This is a genomic window from Paenibacillus sp. 11B (assembly GCF_030487755.1).
Classification (GTDB): Bacteria; Bacillota; Bacilli; order Paenibacillales; family Paenibacillaceae; genus Paenibacillus; species Paenibacillus vandeheii.
In genome coordinates this window covers 1,351,414-1,370,258 of record NZ_JAUKNS010000002.1, presented here as the reverse complement: position 1 = coordinate 1,370,258, position 18,845 = coordinate 1,351,414, and the positions used below count along the sequence as shown (strand labels likewise).

General features: G+C 49.8%; 17 protein-coding genes. 10 read left to right on the top strand and 7 right to left on the bottom strand.

The window, feature by feature from the left end:
- Positions 1-12 precede the first annotated feature (12 nt).
- The 4 genes from Q0V21_RS14560 to Q0V21_RS14545 form a co-directional block, all read right to left on the bottom strand.
- The gene (locus Q0V21_RS14560; RefSeq protein WP_079345939.1) at positions 13-1,119 is read right to left on the bottom strand and encodes a YheC/YheD family endospore coat-associated protein; all 1,107 of its coding nucleotides are present in this window, start codon (positions 1,117-1,119) and stop codon (positions 13-15) included.
- Positions 1,119-2,492 carry a YheC/YheD family endospore coat-associated protein gene (locus Q0V21_RS14555; protein WP_024629120.1) on the bottom strand — a complete coding sequence of 458 codons (1,374 nt, stop codon included), beginning with the start codon at positions 2,490-2,492 and terminating at the stop codon, positions 1,119-1,121. Before Q0V21_RS14555 ends, Q0V21_RS14560 begins: the two co-directional genes overlap by 1 nt.
- Positions 2,493-2,553: 61 nt before the next feature.
- Positions 2,554-3,744, bottom strand: coding sequence for a YheC/YheD family endospore coat-associated protein (locus tag Q0V21_RS14550; protein ID WP_079345937.1), 1,191 nt, complete (start codon positions 3,742-3,744; stop codon positions 2,554-2,556).
- A gap of 30 nt (positions 3,745-3,774) precedes the next feature.
- The gene (locus tag Q0V21_RS14545) at positions 3,775-5,142 is read right to left on the bottom strand and encodes a YheC/YheD family endospore coat-associated protein (protein WP_079345935.1); all 1,368 of its coding nucleotides are present in this window, start codon (positions 5,140-5,142) and stop codon (positions 3,775-3,777) included.
- A gap of 280 nt (positions 5,143-5,422) precedes the next feature.
- On the opposite strand from Q0V21_RS14545, the gene Q0V21_RS14540 reads away from it, so the two are divergent.
- The 3 genes from Q0V21_RS14540 to Q0V21_RS14530 all read left to right on the top strand — a co-directional run bounded on the left by Q0V21_RS14540 (position 5,423) and on the right by Q0V21_RS14530 (position 7,729).
- Positions 5,423-5,770 (top strand): YlbF/YmcA family competence regulator, encoded by a 348-nt coding sequence (locus Q0V21_RS14540; protein WP_024629123.1) that lies wholly within the window; start codon positions 5,423-5,425, stop codon positions 5,768-5,770.
- A 101-nt stretch (positions 5,771-5,871) separates the two neighbouring features.
- Complete coding sequence (locus Q0V21_RS14535; protein ID WP_029880748.1) at positions 5,872-6,159, top strand: hypothetical protein; 288 nt, start codon at positions 5,872-5,874, stop codon at positions 6,157-6,159.
- A 235-nt stretch (positions 6,160-6,394) separates the two neighbouring features.
- A complete protein-coding gene (locus Q0V21_RS14530; RefSeq protein WP_301879490.1) occupies positions 6,395-7,729 on the top strand; it encodes a DRTGG domain-containing protein in 1,335 nt (444 codons plus the stop codon).
- A 163-nt stretch (positions 7,730-7,892) separates the two neighbouring features.
- Here Q0V21_RS14530 and Q0V21_RS14525 read toward each other — a convergent pair whose 3' ends face one another.
- From Q0V21_RS14525 to Q0V21_RS14515, 3 genes are all read right to left on the bottom strand, one after another.
- Positions 7,893-8,234 (bottom strand): YtpI family protein, encoded by a 342-nt coding sequence (locus Q0V21_RS14525; protein ID WP_024629126.1) that lies wholly within the window; start codon positions 8,232-8,234, stop codon positions 7,893-7,895.
- A gap of 98 nt (positions 8,235-8,332) precedes the next feature.
- On the bottom strand, positions 8,333-8,821 hold the full coding sequence (locus Q0V21_RS14520; protein WP_024629127.1) for a sporulation membrane protein YtrI: 489 nt from the start codon (positions 8,819-8,821) through the stop codon (positions 8,333-8,335).
- A gap of 21 nt (positions 8,822-8,842) precedes the next feature.
- Positions 8,843-9,172: a YtrH family sporulation protein gene (locus tag Q0V21_RS14515; RefSeq protein WP_024629128.1), complete on the bottom strand. Its 330-nt coding sequence runs from the start codon at positions 9,170-9,172 to the stop codon at positions 8,843-8,845.
- A gap of 310 nt (positions 9,173-9,482) precedes the next feature.
- Here Q0V21_RS14515 and Q0V21_RS14510 point away from each other — a divergent pair, with 310 nt between their 5' ends.
- From Q0V21_RS14510 to pyk, 7 genes are all read left to right on the top strand, one after another.
- Positions 9,483-13,571 carry a DNA polymerase III subunit alpha gene (locus Q0V21_RS14510; protein WP_301879489.1) on the top strand — a complete coding sequence of 1,363 codons (4,089 nt, stop codon included), beginning with the start codon at positions 9,483-9,485 and terminating at the stop codon, positions 13,569-13,571.
- A gap of 325 nt (positions 13,572-13,896) precedes the next feature.
- On the top strand, positions 13,897-14,388 hold the full coding sequence (locus Q0V21_RS14505; RefSeq protein WP_079345929.1) for a phosphatidylglycerophosphatase A family protein: 492 nt from the start codon (positions 13,897-13,899) through the stop codon (positions 14,386-14,388).
- A gap of 294 nt (positions 14,389-14,682) precedes the next feature.
- Positions 14,683-14,871 carry a hypothetical protein gene (locus tag Q0V21_RS14500; protein WP_017689496.1) on the top strand — a complete coding sequence of 63 codons (189 nt, stop codon included), beginning with the start codon at positions 14,683-14,685 and terminating at the stop codon, positions 14,869-14,871.
- 43 nt (positions 14,872-14,914) lie between these two features.
- Positions 14,915-15,214, top strand: a complete 300-nt coding sequence (locus Q0V21_RS14495) for a hypothetical protein (protein WP_024629131.1) — start codon at positions 14,915-14,917, stop codon at positions 15,212-15,214.
- A 63-nt stretch (positions 15,215-15,277) separates the two neighbouring features.
- Positions 15,278-16,171: an acetyl-CoA carboxylase, carboxyltransferase subunit beta gene (accD, locus tag Q0V21_RS14490; protein WP_024629132.1), complete on the top strand. Its 894-nt coding sequence runs from the start codon at positions 15,278-15,280 to the stop codon at positions 16,169-16,171.
- On the top strand, positions 16,172-17,203 hold the full coding sequence (locus Q0V21_RS14485; RefSeq protein WP_301879488.1) for an acetyl-CoA carboxylase carboxyltransferase subunit alpha: 1,032 nt from the start codon (positions 16,172-16,174) through the stop codon (positions 17,201-17,203). It abuts the gene before it with no gap.
- Positions 17,204-17,309: 106 nt separating this feature from the next.
- Positions 17,310-18,737 (top strand): pyruvate kinase, encoded by a 1,428-nt coding sequence (gene pyk / locus Q0V21_RS14480; RefSeq protein ID WP_024629134.1) that lies wholly within the window; start codon positions 17,310-17,312, stop codon positions 18,735-18,737.
- Positions 18,738-18,845: the final 108 nt, after the last annotated feature.

The window sequence follows — 18,845 nt, the reverse complement described above, 5'->3', positions numbered from 1 at the left end:
TATTCCTGTTCATCATCGTTTGGACTGACGGGCAAGGTAGGCGCTGTACTGAAAAATACGTTCCAATGACTTCCGCCGAATCTGCGGTTCATCGAACTTCATCGGCTTTGCATTTGCTTCGAAAAACCAGATCTCGCCCATATCGTCAATGCCGAGATCCATGGACATTTCACCAAGCGTATGCCCGGAGCCTCGTTCCACTTGTCTGGCGATCAACAATGAAGTAGACTTCACCCGCCTCATCAGTGTATTCGACATTTCTTCTCCAAAGAGATCGGTGAGCAGCTTCTCCGGGTCCTCCACGGTGCCTCCGCGCGGCACATGGGTGGTTATGCTACGAGAGCCAGCGAGCCGGGCTCCAATTCCCGTTATACTCCACTGTCCTTTACCGTTTTTCTGCACAAGTACCCGTAGATCGAATGGACGCTTGCGGGACAACGCCAGCTCAATACCCTGTTGCATAATGTAGGGCGTGTGTCCGGTTTCCTTGCGAATCCTTGCCCATAGCTTGGAAAGAGTTGCTGCTTTGTACGTGGTGCTCTTTCGGGTGCTCTGTATTTTAAGCCGATAAGGAAGGCGTTCTTTTTCCTGGAATTTGAGCATCATGATTCCTTTGCCTGCCTTACCACTCTCTGGTTTCAGATACAGGTAGGGATGTGACCTCAGCACGGTCCCCAGAGCGATTGCGGTTCGCATCCGGCGAGTATATGGGATCAGGTGCTGGGTGGATTTGGATTTCTTAAGCCATTCGAACAAATTCCATTTGTTGAAGAAAAAAGGGTTATACAGTTCGATGCCTGAATGCATGCATTCTTCAATTTTTCGCTGTACTGAAGGTTTGCGTTCATCTTCCCGGTTGGGGATCCGATTGTAGAGTACATGGGGAAGAGGAAAGGACTGTGAAGTCCATCTCCCACTTCCATTGTTGTACGTGTATCCTTTCACGGTGGGGCCGCTCACGTTCAAATCTCGCACAGTCACGACGTACACCACATATCCCATACTTTCGCCCGTCTGCACAATATCCAGGAAGTTTTGTTGATTTCCTCTGAACATCCGTTGATCATCATGCATGGTCAGGATGGCAATTACGGGTCTAAAATCATCCTGGAGGCTCATCAAATGCCGTCTCTCTTCCGGAATTTGCTCAAATACAGGCAATGTTCCAGGATGTGCTCCACCGATGATTTTCCTTCCAGCCGGAGCGAAGGGTGACGGAAAATGGAGCGGCCGGGTTTGGCGTTCGCTTCGAACATCCATACATGTTCCTCCTGATCAATGCCCAGATCAAAGCCAATCTCACCAATCAGATGCTGGTGCTGGGTTTCAATCGCCTGGGCCAGTGTAATAGCGACGGATTTGGCATGCTGGAGCACTTCTCCCGCTCGGTCGCCAAAATTGCGGCTGAGCGCCTGCTCAGGGGTCATCAGGGAACCACCATTTTTGATATGTGTGGTTACGCTGCCTCGGCCAGCCTTTTTGGCGCCAATGCCGACGACCACCCAATGATTGTTTCCGTTTTTATGCATGTGAAAGCGGAAATCAATCGGACATTCGTCGATCTCAATGAGCCGGATACCCTGTTGAACGACATAACCGCGGAGCTGTTTGCCGTGTCTGCCCTGAAGCATGCGCATCAGGCTGTTGAATGAACCGAAACGCAGCAGGGCATTGCCGCTTTTTTTGCGATAACGGGCGAAATATCCACGTTTGGGCGAATAGGTCAGTCGATAGATCCCGTTGCCCAGACTTCCTGCTGTTGGTTTATAGTAGACAAACTGATGGCGTTCCAGCATTTCTTTCATCTGTTCTACCGTCGGATTGGTAATGGATTCTGGAATATAACGTCCGGCAGCCGGTTCGTTCTCCAACAGCTTATAGATATCCGACTTGTTAAAGAAACTCCAGTTGAAGAAAGGGATCTTGCGCCGGACAAATCGCTCCCGCAGCTGGTTGATTGCTGGTGAGAAGTCAGAGCGGCGGCTGGGTAACCGGTTATACACGACGTCTGGCAGAGGTACCGTTTTGCGACTAAAGCTTCCGTTGTCGTTAAGGAAAAAACCGGATACCGTTTCATTCTGCCAGTTAATATCTCTTGGGGTGAACGCATAGATATAGGATTTACGGCTGCCTTCGCGGAGCAGTTGTTTGATAAAGCCGGTACGTGAACCAAACGGATTGGAGCCAGACGAAGGTCCGTCAGACAACACGCCGATCAGTGGACCCAACTGAACTTCATCGTTCTGCAGGTTGCGGAGGTAGATGCTGCCCCGTTTCGGAACGTTCATTAGGTTGCGTATACCCGAAGCGAGATAAATATGTTTGCCAGCCTTTTTGATCGGTTTGATGGTTGCGGGCACCCGGTCACGACCAAACCGCAGATGAATCGTTTTTTTGCCGGATAGATTTAGACTTTTCATTAATGCGTTGGATACATAAACCACTTTATCCGGCTGTTGTGTGAAATGCAGATTGCAAAAGGTCAAACTCATGATTTATCCTCCTATCCTGAAAAGATCCTTCGGCTCCATGGCAAGCGGGGCGCTGCGTGCCTCAACCGCCGTGAATCGGGATGGGTTTCAGGCCAGCTGTGCTGGATGTATTCGGCATTTTCATTAGACGCTTCACGTCCGTGAGAACATGTTGTTGCAGCAAATAACGGGCATAGGCAAGCGGCCGGGTGTAGGTCAGACTGTGCATACGTGGGTCACCCGCCTCTGCGAATGAGGAACGTCCCGGTCTCGAATTCACTTCGAGCAGCCAGAGGCGACCCTGAACATCTGCTCCGAAATCAAGACCCAGTTCGGCCAGTCTGCCAAAGCGGCTTTCTAACAGGGTGGGAATGCAGGCAGCAGCCTGCCTGATGGACTCCAGCAGAGTATCGGATTGCTTGCTCCCGTATCGTTCCAACAGATAAGGATGCACGGGGTACGCCTTTCCCCCTCCATGCAAGTTGGAAGTGAGTGAGCCAGCCGGTCCTTCCCGTACCATACATCCGGTTAGAGACCAGCGTCCTTGCCCATTTTTTTGCACCAAGGCCCTAATGTCGAACGGTCGTCCGTGATGACTCAGTTCCAGATACGGCTGTAAGATCATCTTTTTACCGGCCTTGTATGAATCCAGCCAGGCAGAGACATCCTGGCGATGCTCAAATGTACGGTGAATCAATTCATTGCGAGTATTTCTTCCCTCCATGATCCAGGAGGTGTGATGCTCGTCGTGATAAAGGCGAAACGTATCTTTACCATGGGTGCCCGATACAGGTTTGAAGAAAATACCTTTCGGCCAGCGCTCCAGCCACTGCTCCCATAAAGTATCCGACTGAAACAGCGTCGTAGGCGCCAGAAGAGTACGCAGTTTTGGATCAGAAGACATGGCGCGGTGTACCTTCCATTTACCAGGCAAGGAAGCAGACCAGTAACGGACATGGTGTCCGTTGCTTGAGGAAACAATTGTCTGAAGCTGCTGTTTAAATATTCCAGGGAGCGGGAGCAGACAGCGATTCATGATCAAATCCACTGCTGGGAGAGGCACGATGTTCCATCTGCCCCTGTCGAATGCATAGCCCTGTGTGAGCCTGGATACGCTGGGTTTATTCGATACGGCCAGCACAATGATATTCAGCCCATAACGGTGACTATCCAAACTGAGACGACGGCAGAAGAGTTCATCCACGAAAGGAGGCGAGCCTTCTGTTGCCCGAACCAGGATGGCTACTGTGTTGGTCTGCTGTTGCAGGAACATTCCGCTGCACCTCCTCTAATGGATGACTCTTCAGAATCCGGCCAGATAGGTGGAGTATTCCAGCATCGCTTTGACCGAAGGCCGTATTTTGCTCTCGCTAAGTGGCGTATTATCGTTCTTGGACGGTTTGGAATTCACTTCGAGCAGCCAGACCCTTCCGCTGGTGTCCATAGCAAGGTCGATGCCGAGTTCACCAAAATGGGCGGGTATGGCTCCTTCAACGCCTTTGGCGATATCCAAGGCCGCCGTATGCAATCCTGCATAAGCAGAAGCTTTGGCTGATCCGGACAATTGGGTTTTGGCTACAGCTTCCTTGACGGTACTGAGGCTTCCACCCCGTGCCAGGTTGGATACATAGTGACTGCCGCCTGCAATACGTGCGACGATGGAAGTGACACTCCATTTGCCCGTACGGTTTTTTTGCACAAGCGCACGGAAATCTACGGGTCTGCCGCTGTTATCAATAAGGGTAAGACCCTGTTGAATCTGGTAACGCGTTGTTTTCATTTTCCCGGACATACTGGCATACAGTTTATCCAGAGAAGTATACGTTTGTTTTCGGGTACCTCCAACGCCAGTGGCGAGGGTGAGAAAGCTGCCGTCACTTTGACGGGAGACCCGGATGATGCCTTTGCCAAGCGACCCGCGAACGGGCTTCAGAAAGACAACCGGATATCGGTTGCACATGGTTTTGAGGGTGGCTGAGGTTTTGAGCAAATGGGATTCGGGCAGCACCCTCTTCAATGTTGAAATGGACTTCAAGGCATCGAATACTTCATTTTTGTCCAGAAACTTTTCGTTGAAAGTTTGTGTGCCGTAGAGCGATTTTACTTCTTTCATAAAATGCTGTACGCTAGGTTTGTTCTCAAGCTTACGGGACGTCAGCCGGTTATTGACGACGTCTGCTATAGGCAGAACGGTCTTTTTCCAGCCGTCATCATACACCCAGCCTTTCATATAACCCGTTACCGATCTAATATCCTCCGGTGTGAAAAAGGATACATAGGCGCCCTGCTTCCGGCAGGCGTTCACCAGTTCCTGACAGAACATCGTGATGGAGCCAAAGGGCCGATCGGGCTGATCAGGGTAATCCCGGCTAACCAATACACTGATGTAGGGTCCAATGCGCAGCGTACTGCTGGCTGAACGATAGGATATCCTCAGGACCGAACGGGGAACAAGGCCGGTCTTGCTGGCTACCGTCTGATTGATGCGCAGACCGTCATACCTGGGAACAGGAATGACAGTGACTTCACGGCGGAAAGAGCCGAATTGCAGCTGAAGCGGTCGGCCAGAAGGGATTTTAAGCGCCTTAAGCACCCCTTCGCCCAGCATGATGACGTCGTCCTGCAGGATGCCCGAGCCGGTAACCTGAATCGTTACTTTTTTAGTGGACATCACGGATCTCCTTCCGGGCGGCAACTTGATGTCTGATCTCGAAGTTGAACGGCATCTAAACATGGCATGTGCTTCATCATATGAGGACATATAACCCTTGGTGATTGACCTATTTGGATTAAATGCATTTGATGCTCGGCAGGTAATGGATGGCATGTTTCCGCAACCTTTGTTTGACGGAAGTGAAATACGTGTATTAACACGGGTGAACGATGCGATGAGAATGTGAATGAATACGAATGAACAACAGAAGGACAACCCAATATGAGGAGGAATTATAGTGAACATTTATGACAAAGCCAATGATTTGGCCAAAGCACTGAGAGAAAGCAGCGAGGTAGAAGAAATTACTTCTGCGATGAAGCTGATTGAAGTAGACCCGGAAGCAAAGGCCATGCTGGATAACTTCCGTGATCAACAAATGGAATTGCAACAGCGTATGATGAGTGGGGATATGCCTGCTCCGGACGAGATGGAGAAAATGGAGAAGCTGTTTGAAGTACTAAGCCTGAACCTGAACATCCGTCGTCTGTTTGACGCTGAACGTCGCCTGAGTGTCATTATTGAAGACGTGAACAAAATTATTGCAGACAGTCTGGGTCATCTTTACGGTGGCGCTGAAGCCTAAGCCTAAACCTTGTCCCGTTTTTTTGCCTGAACCTTTCATATTAGCTCCTTATCGTTCATAGACTAGACATATAGAGTCGATCAAGAACGAAGGAGCTGTGAATGGTGAAAAGGTTGAAGAAAGCAAAACATGTGATCTATCTGCTTATCGCGTTGTCGATGCTGGTCATTGCGTTGCCGCGGATTTCCTTTGCTGGTGGAATGGACTGGGTTAATATTTTTGGCATCGTATGGGTGCTGTTCTCGTTATTAATCGTTGGTGCACATCTGCATTTTATTCTTGGTGTAGATGAAGAGAAGAAGCGTGCACTGGAAGCTGTTCGACGGGCAAAGCTACGGCAGTGGGAGATGAAATTGGTGGACAAGCAGGAGCAGAGCAAGTCTGTATAAGGTTTGAATCACATGTGACATGGTAATAGAGTTGGTTCTATCTGTCTAAGTAAGGCCGGATTCCCTTTGTATGAAGGGGCCGGTCTTTTTTGTATACCTTAGTTCGATATTCCGATTATTGTGATCCATTTAGTGTGATGCTTTACGAGAAAGGCACGAGGAGTGGGGTTATTTTCCTAAGGTCGTGTTATAATAGATACAGAATAGTACAGATGCATCTTCGGGGGTGGTACAGATGGACGGACAGGAAGAAAACGTGACGAAGCACGAGCAGCTGCTTCAACATATTGAACAACTGAAGGTAGGCAGTAAAATATCGGTGCGCGGACTGGCACGGGAGCTGGGTGTAAGCGAAGGAACGGCATATCGTGCGGTAAAAGAGGCAGAGAACTTCGGCCTGGTCGTGACCAAGGAACGAATTGGAACGGTGCGGATCGAGAAAAGACCTCGCGGCATGACCGAGCAGCTGACTTTTGCCGATGTGGTAACCATTGTCGAAGGTCATGTGCTGGGTGGAAGTGACGGTCTGTCCAAGCCGCTTCACAAGTATGTGATCGGTGCAATGAAAGAGCAGGCCATGGCCCGGTACATTGACGCGGGAAGTCTGTTGATTGTCGGGAACCGGGACAACGCACATTCCCTTGCCCTTGAACAGGGCGCCGGTGTGTTAATTACAGGCGGCTTTGGTACAAGCCGTGAAGTGAGAGTGATGGCGGATGAGCTGGGTCTGCCCATTATTTCCTCCAGACATGATACGTTTACGGTGGCTTCAATGATTAACCGTGCGATCTTCGATCGACTGATTAAGAAAAAAATCATGCTGGTTGAGGACATTATTGGTCAGAAACCCCGCCTTCAGGTGCTTAAGGTAACCAGTTCAGCCGCGGATTTTCACCTGCTGGTTTCTGAGACGGGAGAACATCGCTTCCCGGTGGTAGATGAATGGAACCGGGTAATCGGCATTGTAAGCCTGAAAGATGTAAGCGAGTTAAGAGAGGATCAGAGTATTGAGAAGTGTGTTGTACGCCGCCCGATCACAGCTTCGCTGCAAACCTCACTGGCTTCGGCAGCACAGATCATGACGTGGGAGGGCATTGACTTCCTGCCGATTGTGGATCGGAACCGTAAACTGATTGCATCCGTCACACGTAAGGAAGTACTGCAGGCGATGCGTGATGCACAGAAGGAGCCTCAGCTTGGAGAGACGTTTGATCATCTGATCTGGAACGGGTTCGCCGAGGAGCGCGGAGAGCAGAACGAATTATTTTTCCACGGGTTTATCATTCCTCAGATGGCGACAGACCTCGGAACCATCTCGGAAGGCGTTCTGCTGAATGTGATGACACAGGCGGGACGGCGCGCAGCCTGGGATGTCACAGGAAATGATCATGTGGTGGATAATGTAACAACGTATTTTGTTCGGCCGGTACAGATTGAAGATCAGATTCTCGTTCGTCCCATTATTTTGGAGACGAGTCGTCGGACTTGTAAAATGGATATTGTCATCACCCGTGGTGGGAGTGTGGTATGCAAAGCGGTGATGACGCTGCAATCCATTGACCATGCCTAGTAAGGCGAGTGATCCAGAGTTCGGGAAATATCATGAGTTCAGAAAAAAGAGAGTATCCCCCTGATCGAATCAGCGCACTGAACCCCGAAATGAATGTGGCTCAGGCTTGTTCGATTGAGGAGGAATACTCTCTTTTTGATGCGACGACATCCCGGTAAATGTATTAGGCAGATTGTCCGGATGTCTTGCCAGTTCCATTGTCTGAACGTTGCTGCATGCGGGCGTAGTAACTGCGGTTGCGTAACCCAGCGAATAGATTGTACGCCCCCATAATCAGAAATAGCGCTTCCACAACGACAGATAACGTAGAACCGGTAAAGACAAACATCAGGATCAGGGCAAGAATAACCAGCATGCTGCCCATCCAGATGTTGGTCCATGAACGATAAAGACCTGTAGCGATGGGATCTGTGGTCCTGCGTGAACGAATGCTGTTCAGAGCTGAGCAGACCATAGCAAGGGCAAAGATGGCGATCAGGGCATATTTGAGTACATCGATGAACACAAAGACGCAGCTCCTTTTCTGGAAAGCATTTACTGCCCTTATTGTACCATGCAGGCCGAGGGCAAGGGCAGTTTTTTTCTGGAGCTGTCATCTGCTTTTTATGCAGGAACGTGCATCCGAATCTGAACCCAAACTTGCAGCACACCTTCCATCACCAGCATCGTTTTCACCTGAACGGTATACTCTTTTTCTCTGACCTCGTACACTTTTTGGTTCAGCATAATACGTGTCATTTTACTGTACTCGTCGATGTTGAAGACGTCGCGGCCCCTAAGAACTTCAAGTTCATCCCCCAGTTTCTGCAGCATCACTTTCAGGGAGGCCTCGTCCGGTCCCTTGTCAGAATCTTCTGCGCGAACTTTGATTTCCTTTATGACGGTTTGGCGTTTACTATATTTTTTCAGCGTTTTAATATCCTCCTCATTCTGATGCAGCTGAAGCTGCAACTCCTGATTGTTGAGCCACAACTCGTTGTAACTCAGGTGAAATACACCGTTGTACACGACACAACCGGCGATCATTCCCAGAACAAAGACAGCAGTCATGCGCATAAGCGGGCGGTAACGTTCAAAAGGCGGGATTCTCATGGGCGCTGTCCTGGAGTCATGTTAACCCCGTCCTCCACCGCAAACCCATTTCACCAGCTCAGTACCCATGTGGGCGCCCATAAACGCGGATATCAGGTACAGAATTTGTTTGACTGCCGGAGACAGATTGCCGTCCAGCACGTTGCTTTCGATCACCCGCATCGGATCGATTGTACCGCCGACGGCCGCTGCGAGCGCCCAAATTTTAATTTTCCCGGCGACATCAAGCATCGTCTGTGTCGGAGGCTGGAGAGAGACCACCGCTCCTATACCTCCAATCATCGCGCCGCCCAGCACGATCCCAAACGCAATGAAGAAATCAAGAATAGCTTTGGACAAAAATGTGCTCATCCGGCAACACCCCTTTCAGACCCAGCAGCACACCTCCTGTCTTCGGTCCGGAACAGGGGGAGCGGCTTGTACTTCTATTGTATGGGCGTGCCCCCGAACGTTATGATAAAATAGAATAATAAAACACTCTTCATTAGAATGAATTCTTATATTTCATTCATTTCATTTATAGCAGCATCTTGCATCAAACAGAAATCGACTTTCGGTTTGAACCCGAAGGATGAAAAATACGGATAGAAGAAGATAGTACAGCAACCACCTGATGCAAGGCATTTGCTGCGACTGTCCATGGCGAAAGGAAGAAAAAAACATGAGTTCTTTTGTGCATTTGCACGTTCACAGTGAATATAGTTTGCTGGACGGCGCTGCGCGTATACCGGATCTCGTGAATAAGGCCGCGGATCTCGGAATGACTACGCTGGCATTGACCGACCACGGTGTAATGTATGGTGCCATCCCTTTCTATAAAGCCTGCGTTGAGCGGGGAATAAAGCCGATCATTGGATGTGAGGCTTATATGACCGCCGGGTCTCGCAAAGAGCGGGGAAGCCGCAAGGATCAGCCGATCCATCATCTGATTTTATTGGCCAAAAATATGACGGGTTATCGCAATCTGATGAAACTATGCTCCATCGGACATTTGGAAGGCTTCCATTACAAGCCGCGTATTGATATGGAAAGTCTGGCCGCCCATCATGAGGGGATCATCTGTCTAAGTGCTTGTCTGGGAGGAGAAGTTCCCCAGCATCTTCTGCATGGCCGAGAGGAAGAGGCAAAGCGTGCGGCGCTCCGTTACAAAAACATTTTTGGTGCCGATTTCTATCTGGAGCTGCAGGATCACGGGCTATCTGAACAAAAAAGAGTCAACCCCCAGCTGATTCGTCTGGCAGCAGAGCTTGATATTCCATTGGTGGCTACCAATGATGCGCACTATCTGTCGGAAGAGGACGCCGAGCTTCAGGATGTGTTGATCTGTATCGGAACAGGTAAAACGGTAGATGATGAGAACCGACTGCGCATCGGGACCAATCAACTTTATCTCAAGAGTGAGCAAGAAATGGCGCGTTTGTTCCCCCATGTGCCCGAAGCATTGGAGAATACGGTTCGCATCGCGGAGTCGTGTGAGCTGCAGCTGGAATTCGGCAAATCGATTTTGCCGGAGTACAGACCGCTTCCAGAAGGGGAAAGTCCTTCTGCCTATCTGCGCCAGTTGTGCGAAGAGGGAATGGAGAAGCGCTATACTGAAACATCGCGTTGGACGGACACGGAGCTCAGAGCCGAACTTGAACAGCGGCTGGATTATGAACTCCGGGTTATAGACAGTATGGGATTCTCGGATTATTTCCTGATCGTATGGGATTTTATCGCTTATTCTCACCAGCAGGGAATTGTCACCGGGCCGGGTCGTGGCTCCTCTGCAGGTAGTCTGGTTGCCTATACTTTGCGTATTACAGACGTTGATCCGATGAAATATAACCTGCTCTTCGAGCGGTTTCTGAATCCGGAACGGATCTCCATGCCGGATATTGATATTGACTTCAGTGATGAACGGCGGGATGAAGTCATTGAATATGTTGCAAAAAAATACGGCAAAGCCCATGTCGCCCAAATTATCACTTTTGGTACGATGGCAGCCCGTGCAGCCGTTCGGGACGTCGGACGTGCACTAAATGTGCCTTACGGCGAGGTGGACAAGGCAGCGAAGCTGATTCCTGCACAGCTCGGCATTAACATTCAGCGGGCCATGGAAGGCACACCTGAACTGAAGGCCCTATATGAGACCAAGCCCAAAACACGTGAATTGCTCGATATGGCGATGAAGGTGGAAGGCATGCCGCGTCATGCCTCCACGCATGCGGCGGGGGTCGTCATCTCCCGTGATCCGCTGACGGATGCCGTTCCGCTTCAGGAGGGCAGTGAGGGAACGGCCTTAACGCAGTATTCCATGGAAAACCTGGAGTCCATTGGACTGCTCAAAATGGACTTCCTTGGTCTGCGCACCCTTTCAATTATTGAGCGCTGTCTGCGCTGGATTGGTGAACATGGCGAGATTCCGGATTTTCGTCATATTGCGGACGACGATGCACTCACATATGAGATGCTTGGTCGAGGCGACACGATGGGGATATTCCAGTTGGAATCCGCAGGGGTGCGTCGAGTCTTGAAGGAGCTGAAGCCAAGTGTATTTGAAGATATTATTTCCGTACTGGCCTTGTATCGCCCGGGCCCGATGGAATTCATATCCAAATATATTCAGGGCAAACATGGACAGATCGAAGTGGATTACCCCCATGCGGATCTGGAGTCCATCCTTAAGGATACGTACGGCATCATTGTATATCAGGAACAAATTATGCAGATTGCTTCCCGGATGGCGGGCTTCTCTCTCGGTGAAGCGGATTTGCTCCGCAGAGCGGTTTCCAAGAAGAAGCGGGATGTGCTGGATCTTGAACGAGGACATTTTGTTCAGGGCAGTCTCAAGCAAGGATACAGCGAAGCGGAGGCAGACCTGGTCTATGACATGATCGTCAAGTTTGCCAATTATGGTTTCCCTCGTGCCCATGCCGCGGCGTATGGGGTGCTGGCTTTCCAGACGGCTTATCTGAAGGCGCATTATCCTGTTCATTTTATGGCCTCCATGTTAACAGCCGTTATGGGCAGTCACCGCAAAGTGGCAGAGTACGTTGTGGAATGTCGGCGTATGAACATTAATGTACTTCCGCCGGATGTGAATGAAAGTGGCATTCTGTTTACACCTGTGCTTGCATCATCCAGCAGCACGAAGTCTGGGAAAGCAGCGGAAACCCAACATGTAGCGGAAGAACATGGTGAGGACGGTACAGCAGGTTTGACTATCGAACATGCCGTACATGATGATGATCATTATTCGGGACATGCGGAATACGGAGAAGCACCTCTGCCGGATGATCCGGGTCCCGTACCCGATGAAGACGGTGGTGCATATGGGTGGCAGGCAGAGACGGCTATGCCAGAGCATTCCGAGGATCGAACAGGTTCGGGTGTGATGACGGTTTCTACAGCAGAACGTCTGCATGGGACTGGGGAAGAGGAGTCATCGCTCACTGAAGAGCGTGGAATGTCTGCTGTACAGGCGCAAGATGGATCGCCGGATCAAAATTCGGATGCAGGTAAAGCAACCGGGGCGATACGTTTCGGTCTGGCTGCGGTAAAAAATGTAGGTACCCAGGCGATGGAGAGTATCATGATCGTACGGCAGGAAAGACCGTTCGACAGTTTGCTCGATTTTTGTCGACGTGTCGATTTGCGTGTCTGCAACAAACGTGTGATTGAATCGCTTATTCAAGCGGGAGCCTTTGACACATTGCCTGGGCACCGTGCGCAGTTACTGGCGATGCTGGATGAGACCGTGGAAGCGGCTCTGAAATGGCGCAAGGAACGTGAGGATCTGCAAATTCAATTATTTGATTTTGTCGAGACGCCAAACTGGGAGATTGAATATCCTGAAATCCCGCCTTATTCCGGGAGTCAGCAGCTGGAGCTGGAGCGTGAGCTGTTAGGTTTGTATCTATCTGGTCACCCATTGGATGACTACGAAGATGTGCTCGAATCCAGCGGCGCAGACCGCATTATGGAGCTGACGGAAGCGGCGGACGATACGATGGCTGTCGCAGCCGGGATGGTTGTGTCTGTGAAGTCGATTACGACGAAACAGGGCAAGGCTATGGCGTTCATGGAGCTGGAAGACCAGATCGAACGCTGTGAAGTGGTTCTCTTTCCCGAAGTATGGCGGCGCAGCCAGCAGCATGTCGGGAAAGGTGAACTGCTCGTCGTGCGTGCCAAGGTGCAGCAGCAGGACGAAGGGTTTAAGCTGCTGGCTGAGGAAGTGGCGCCGCTGTCACCGGCGGCACTGGAACAGCAGCTGCGCAGCCGCGAACGGCGCGGTAAGCCCGGCAGCGGCAGTGCTTCGAGCCCGGCGGCTTCGCCACGGCAGGCGGCCGGAGCACAGCGCAGCAGCGCAGGCGTGAATGCTGGAGCTGCGCACAGCAGCGGTAGCCAGGGCCCGGCAGCAACGCACAGCGCTGCGGTTGGGCCCGGGGCGGGGGCCCATGCCAATGGGGCCTCTTCCGTGGCTCGTCGGCCCACTGAGGCCGCTGGCGGCACGGAGCAGAGCCGTGGCCCGCGGGTTGTAGAGCAGCGGGTGTTCGTGAAGATCACCCCGCAGGCGGAGAAGCCAGAGCTTCTGGCCCGACTGAAGCAGCTGCTTCAGCAGCATTCGGGTCCGGTAGCGACGGTGCTCTTCTATGAGCAGCAGCAGAAGCTGCTCGCATTGAGTGATGCCTATCGCATTAAACCTTCGCCCTCCTTGTTCTCCGAAATGGAGCAAATGCTGGGCGAGGGAACGGTGAAAATTAAATAAGAGGTTGTCCTGCAAATGATTTGTTTTCGGCTTTTCTCATGACTCTGAGACACGTTCTTATTCCCAATGATGCAACCTGTTCGGCCAACTGCCGAGCAGGTTTTTTGTGTTTATTTTACCAATTACATCACGTATGTAGGCGAAGAAGATAATGAACGCAAGAATGTAATATGTGAATATTTTTACATAATTTATAGGATAAGCAGAGTGCCATAGTGATTGTGCATTCCGCATTTTTTATGAACATTTTGCGAGTTTGCCGCATACACTTGAGAACACCGAAGGACCTGGGGGTTCTCGGGGGAGCGATGCGGGAGGTCGAGATATGTCATATGAAATCGTAGAAGCCATGCTGGCCCGGCGGGGTGTACAGATTGATGCAGTCGCGGAAATTGTATATCGTCTGCAAAAAGGGTACCACCCGGAACTGACTATGGATGACTGTGTCACCAGTGTAAAATCAGTACTGCAGAAACGTGAGGTGCAATATACGTTGTACACAGGAATAGCCCTCGACGAGCTTGCTGAGAAACGCCTTTTGCCGCAACCTTTGCAGGCAATTATGGAGGCGGATGAATCCCTGTATGGAGTGGACGAGACTCTTGCTCTTGGCATTACCCATGTGTATGGTATGATCGGTTTAACCAGTTTTGGTTATCTGGATAAAGAAAAGATTGGTGTCATTCATGACCTGAACGAAGCAGGACCGGCTATACATGTTTTTCTGGACGACCTGGTTGCCGGGTTAGCCGCAGCCGCTTCTGCTCGAATTGCTCACAAAAATATTAAAGCCAAGAAATATCCATCGGATATCTGATTCCTTTTATTTGTTTTTTCATTTATTTTAGTATTTGCTTTCTTTTGTTTGTTGGCTTGAAGGTCTTCGGGGGGCGGCTAATGCTGCCCTGAGAGGTCTGAAATTCCTTTTTGAGAAGGAAAGTTCTAGGAACATCGCATCAACCATATCGGTTATCCTCGCGGGACAAATGTCCCTCTAGTTCTCGTTTTCTCCCCAAAGGTCCCGAACCCTTCCTTGCAGAAAAAAAGTGAGGTATGTTATCATTAGTCCAATATACGGGCTCTGAACATTAGCTTAGGGGGCGGACATGGCATGTGGACGGTGATTTACATTGCACCGACAGCAAAGGTTGCGGACAAGATTAAGACCAAGCTTTCGGAAGAAGGTTTTCTGGTACAGACCCGTCCCATCAGTTTATCCAAGCAGCAATTTGAGATTCGCGTCCCTTCAGGGGAATTGGAAGAGGTTCAGGAAGTGTTGAATTCGATTCTGCATTCCTGATTCATTCGATATCAGACGTGCCTTGGCAGATGAAGAAGTACCAATGGTACATAAGGGACTGACCGCGCAAGCGGAAAGAGGAATCGACTTGCATGTATTGTATGCTGCTGTCCTTCCTTCTTTTTTTGTTAGGACAAGGACCGACCAGATTGCTTACAGAGACCCTACCAAGACAGATTCAAACATCAGCGCAACAATCTTTCGGTTATTGCAGGTAACATCAATCGTGCTGACAGAAGCCGCTGATCCTTGCCTTATACCGGCGGATTTTTTTGTTGTGAATGCTGGACAAGGCCCATGGCAGCGTATGGGTCGTAAGCGGTTTACCGCAGCGCGCGGATGAAGTTGCTACATGCAACGGACTGCAGGTTGCGGCCATCAAATCAACGGCTGGAGAGGTGTAGTTGTGTTCAAAGATATATTCCAGAAAAAACGGAAGTACGCGACCATACCTTCCGAGCGTGCGCTTCGTGGCGAAGGTCAGGAAGCTGGAGAACGTCCAAAACGTGAAATACCTGAAGGGCTTATGAACAAGTGCAGCAAATGCGGCACGATTCAATATAGCAAGGAATTGGAGAAAAACCTGAAAGTATGTCCGGCTTGCGGTTATCATATGCGTTTGAACGCAATGGAACGTATTGCCATGGTTCTAGATGAGCAAGGGTTTGTGGAGCATGACGCTGATATGATATCGGTTAATCCGCTTGACTTCCCTGGATATAGTAACAAATTGGAGCAACAGCGCCTGAAGTCAGGCTTGAAGGAAGCTGTCATTACAGGTGAGGGAACCATAGAAGGTTTGCCTGTAGTTGTTGCTGTTATGAGCTTCGACTTCTTTACAGGCAGTATGGGCTCGGTTGTAGGGGAGAAAATTACCCGTGCGATTGAGCTTGCAACAGAAAAACGTTTGCCTCTGATCATTTTCTCAACTTCCGGGGGAGCCCGAATGCAGGAAAGTATTCTTAGCCTTATGCAAATGGCAAAAACAAGTGCGGCTTTGTCCCGTTTGGATGAACAGGGCGGCTTGTATATTTCGGTCATTACTGATCCGACGACAGGCGGAGTTTCAGCCAGTTTTGCGAGCCTTGGTGATATCAATATTGCCGAGCCGGGAGCTGTATTTGGCTTTGCCGGCAGAATCGTCATTGAGCAGACGATCCGTCAGAAACTGCCTGACGATTTCCAGACGGCAGAATTTAATATGCAGCACGGTCAGCTGGACTTGGTGGTCCATCGGAAGGAACTTCGAGCCACCCTTGGCAAGCTTCTAGACATGCATAGTGAAAAAGGAGGGGTCTGAATGGCGGGTGAGTTGCCATATGAAGCGCCTCTGGTTGAGATGCGCAAAAAGATCGAAGAGCTCGTACAGTTTGGACAGGAAAAAGGCATCGACTTCACCGACGAAATTGCCCGCCTGGAAGAACGTTATCATAGACTTGAAGAAGAGATTTATTCTGGTATAACGGCCGCACAGAAAATGCATCTGGCGCGGCATCAGCAGCGTCCGACGGCACTGGATCTGATCCAGCTGATATTTACGGATTTCATTGAGTTGCACGGCGACCGCATGTTTGGAGACGATCTGGCGGTTATTGGCGGACTCGCGAAGCTGAACGGACAAACCGTAACGGTCATCGGCCAACAGCGGGGGAAAGATACGAAGGATAATATCGCCCGCTTTTTTGGGAGCGCACATCCGGAAGGATTCCGAAAAGGGCTGCGTCTGATGAAGCAAGCAAACAAATTTGGTCGTCCAATTATTACATTCGTTGATACTAAAGGGGCTTATCCGGGTAATACTGCTGAAGAGAGAGGTCAATCGGAAGCTATTGCCCGTAACCTGCTGGAAATGGCGAAGCTCTCGGTGCCTGTTATTGTGGTGGTCATCGGCGAAGGCGGAAGCGGCGGGGCCCTTGCTATGGCTGTGGGTAATCGTGTGTTGATGCTGGAGCATGCGATTTATTCTGCGATCTCTCCGAATGGTGCTGCATCCATTCTTTGGAAAGATGCATCCAAGGCAGATCAGGCAGCCGAAGCGATGAAAATAACGGCCAAAGACCTTCTGGAGATGGAGGTCATTGAAGAAATAATTCCCGAGCCACGCGGTGGTGCTCATAAGGATTATGAAGAATCTGCGGCTGCGATCAGCGAGGCTTTGATTCGCCATCTGGATGAGATGAAAGGCTGGACCGGTGACCAATTGAAGCAGGATCGGTATGAGAAATTCCGTAAAATTGGATCAGTCACGTTTGAACCTGAAGTGCAGATTGAAGCCACTCAAGTGCCTGTTGAAGTCGATACAGCGGGTAATTTGTCGGGAAATGCTGAATGATATGACGAATTTCCTATACAAACGAGCAAAAGTATAGTAAATTTAATAGTTGGAAAAAGAAAAATAGATAAAAAAGATAGACCTTTAAAATCGGAGGAAACCCAAAATGCGCAAAACAAAGATTGTATGTACGATTGGTCCATCCAGTGAATCATTGGAGAACACCAAAAAATTGATTATGGCCGGTATGAATGTGGCCCGTTTGAACTTCTCCCACGGTGATTTCGATGAGCACGGCGGACGGATCACAGCAATTCGCCAAGCATGCGAAGAGCTGAACAAGACAGTAGCGATCTTGCTGGACACCAAAGGACCGGAAATTCGGACAGGTAAACTCGAAGTGGAGCCAATTGAACTGGTTCAAGACGAGTACATCACTTTGACAACAGAAGAAATTCTGGGCACCAAAGAACGTCTCTCCATTACGTATACAGATCTTCCGAGTGATGTTGAACCGGGATCTACAATTCTGATCGACGACGGTCTGATCGGACTGACTGTGGTGGAAGTGCAAGGTACCGAGATCAAATGCCGTATCGTTAACGGCGGTACAATCAAAAGCAAAAAAGGTGTTAACGTTCCAGGCGTTGCCATTTCTCTGCCGGGTATTACCGAAAAAGATGCCAACGATATCGTCTTCGGTATCGAGCAAGGTGTCGATTTCATCGCGGCTTCTTTTGTTCGTAAAGCAAGTGACGTTCTTGAGATTCGTGAATTGCTTGAGAAACACAATGCCGGACATATCCAAATCATCTCCAAAATTGAGAACCAACAAGGTGTGGACAACCTGGATGAAATCCTTGAAGTGTCCGATGGCCTGATGGTTGCTCGTGGAGACCTGGGTGTAGAGATTCCTGCGGAAGAAGTACCATTGGTACAAAAACGCATGATCGAAAAATGTAACGTTGCAGGCAAACCGGTTATCACAGCTACACAAATGCTGGATTCCATGCAGCGCAACCCACGTCCAACACGTGCAGAAGCAAGTGACGTAGCCAATGCGATCTTCGACGGTACAGATGCGATCATGTTGTCTGGTGAGACAGCTGCGGGTAAATACCCAGTTGAATCCGTTCTGACGATGTCCCGTATTGCCGAAAAAGCAGAATCCGCTCTGCCTTACCAAGAGCTGTATCTGAAACAACGTGTTGCTCAACAAACAACAGTTACTGAAGCAATCAGCCAATCTGTTGCCCTGTCAGCTCAAGATCTGAACGCTAAAGCGATCATTACTTCGACTGAATCCGGTCATACAGCACGCATGATTTCTAAATATCGTCCAGAATCTCCAATCATCGCGGTGACAACGGAAGACAGAACTTCCCGTCGTCTTTGCTTGGCTTGGGGTGTAACACCAGTCAAAGGAAGACTTGTTGATTCCACTGACGCTTTGTTTGAAAATGCAATTGAAGGCGGCGTGAAGTCCGGACTTGTAAAAGAAGGAGACCTGGTTGTCATTACAGCGGGTGTACCTTTGGGTCGTTCCGGTTCCACCAACCTGATCAAAGTAAGCCAAATTCCAAACAACGCATAATTGTTCGGAAGAGAAGCAACAGGATAAAGCAATGGGGCGTTTGCGTCCCGTTGCTTTTTTTCCATCTTTATGACACTTTATTGCCGCTGAATACGTAAGGATTGGTAT

Excerpts from the sequence above, each read along its gene's own strand:
- Q0V21_RS14560 (WP_079345939.1), bottom strand. The coding sequence starts at position 1,119 with ATGAGCCTCCAGGATGATTTTAGACCCGTAATTGCCATCCTGACCATG.
- Q0V21_RS14555 (WP_024629120.1), bottom strand. The coding sequence starts at position 2,492 with ATGAGTTTGACCTTTTGCAATCTGCATTTCACACAACAGCCGGATAAA.
- Q0V21_RS14550 (WP_079345937.1), bottom strand. The coding sequence starts at position 3,744 with ATGTTCCTGCAACAGCAGACCAACACAGTAGCCATCCTGGTTCGGGCA.
- Q0V21_RS14545 (WP_079345935.1), bottom strand. The coding sequence starts at position 5,142 with ATGTCCACTAAAAAAGTAACGATTCAGGTTACCGGCTCGGGCATCCTG.
- Q0V21_RS14535 (WP_029880748.1), top strand. The coding sequence starts at position 5,872 with ATGGTGAAAAGGTTGAAGAAAGCAAAACATGTGATCTATCTGCTTATC.
- Q0V21_RS14530 (WP_301879490.1), top strand. The coding sequence starts at position 6,395 with ATGGACGGACAGGAAGAAAACGTGACGAAGCACGAGCAGCTGCTTCAA.
- Q0V21_RS14520 (WP_024629127.1), bottom strand. The coding sequence starts at position 8,821 with ATGAGAATCCCGCCTTTTGAACGTTACCGCCCGCTTATGCGCATGACT.
- Q0V21_RS14515 (WP_024629128.1), bottom strand. The coding sequence starts at position 9,172 with ATGAGCACATTTTTGTCCAAAGCTATTCTTGATTTCTTCATTGCGTTT.
- Q0V21_RS14510 (WP_301879489.1), top strand. The coding sequence starts at position 9,483 with ATGAGTTCTTTTGTGCATTTGCACGTTCACAGTGAATATAGTTTGCTG.
- Q0V21_RS14505 (WP_079345929.1), top strand. The coding sequence starts at position 13,897 with ATGTCATATGAAATCGTAGAAGCCATGCTGGCCCGGCGGGGTGTACAG.
- Q0V21_RS14500 (WP_017689496.1), top strand. The coding sequence starts at position 14,683 with ATGTGGACGGTGATTTACATTGCACCGACAGCAAAGGTTGCGGACAAG.
- Q0V21_RS14495 (WP_024629131.1), top strand. The coding sequence starts at position 14,915 with ATGGTACATAAGGGACTGACCGCGCAAGCGGAAAGAGGAATCGACTTG.
- Q0V21_RS14485 (WP_301879488.1), top strand. The coding sequence starts at position 16,172 with ATGGCGGGTGAGTTGCCATATGAAGCGCCTCTGGTTGAGATGCGCAAA.
- pyk (WP_024629134.1), top strand. The coding sequence starts at position 17,310 with ATGCGCAAAACAAAGATTGTATGTACGATTGGTCCATCCAGTGAATCA.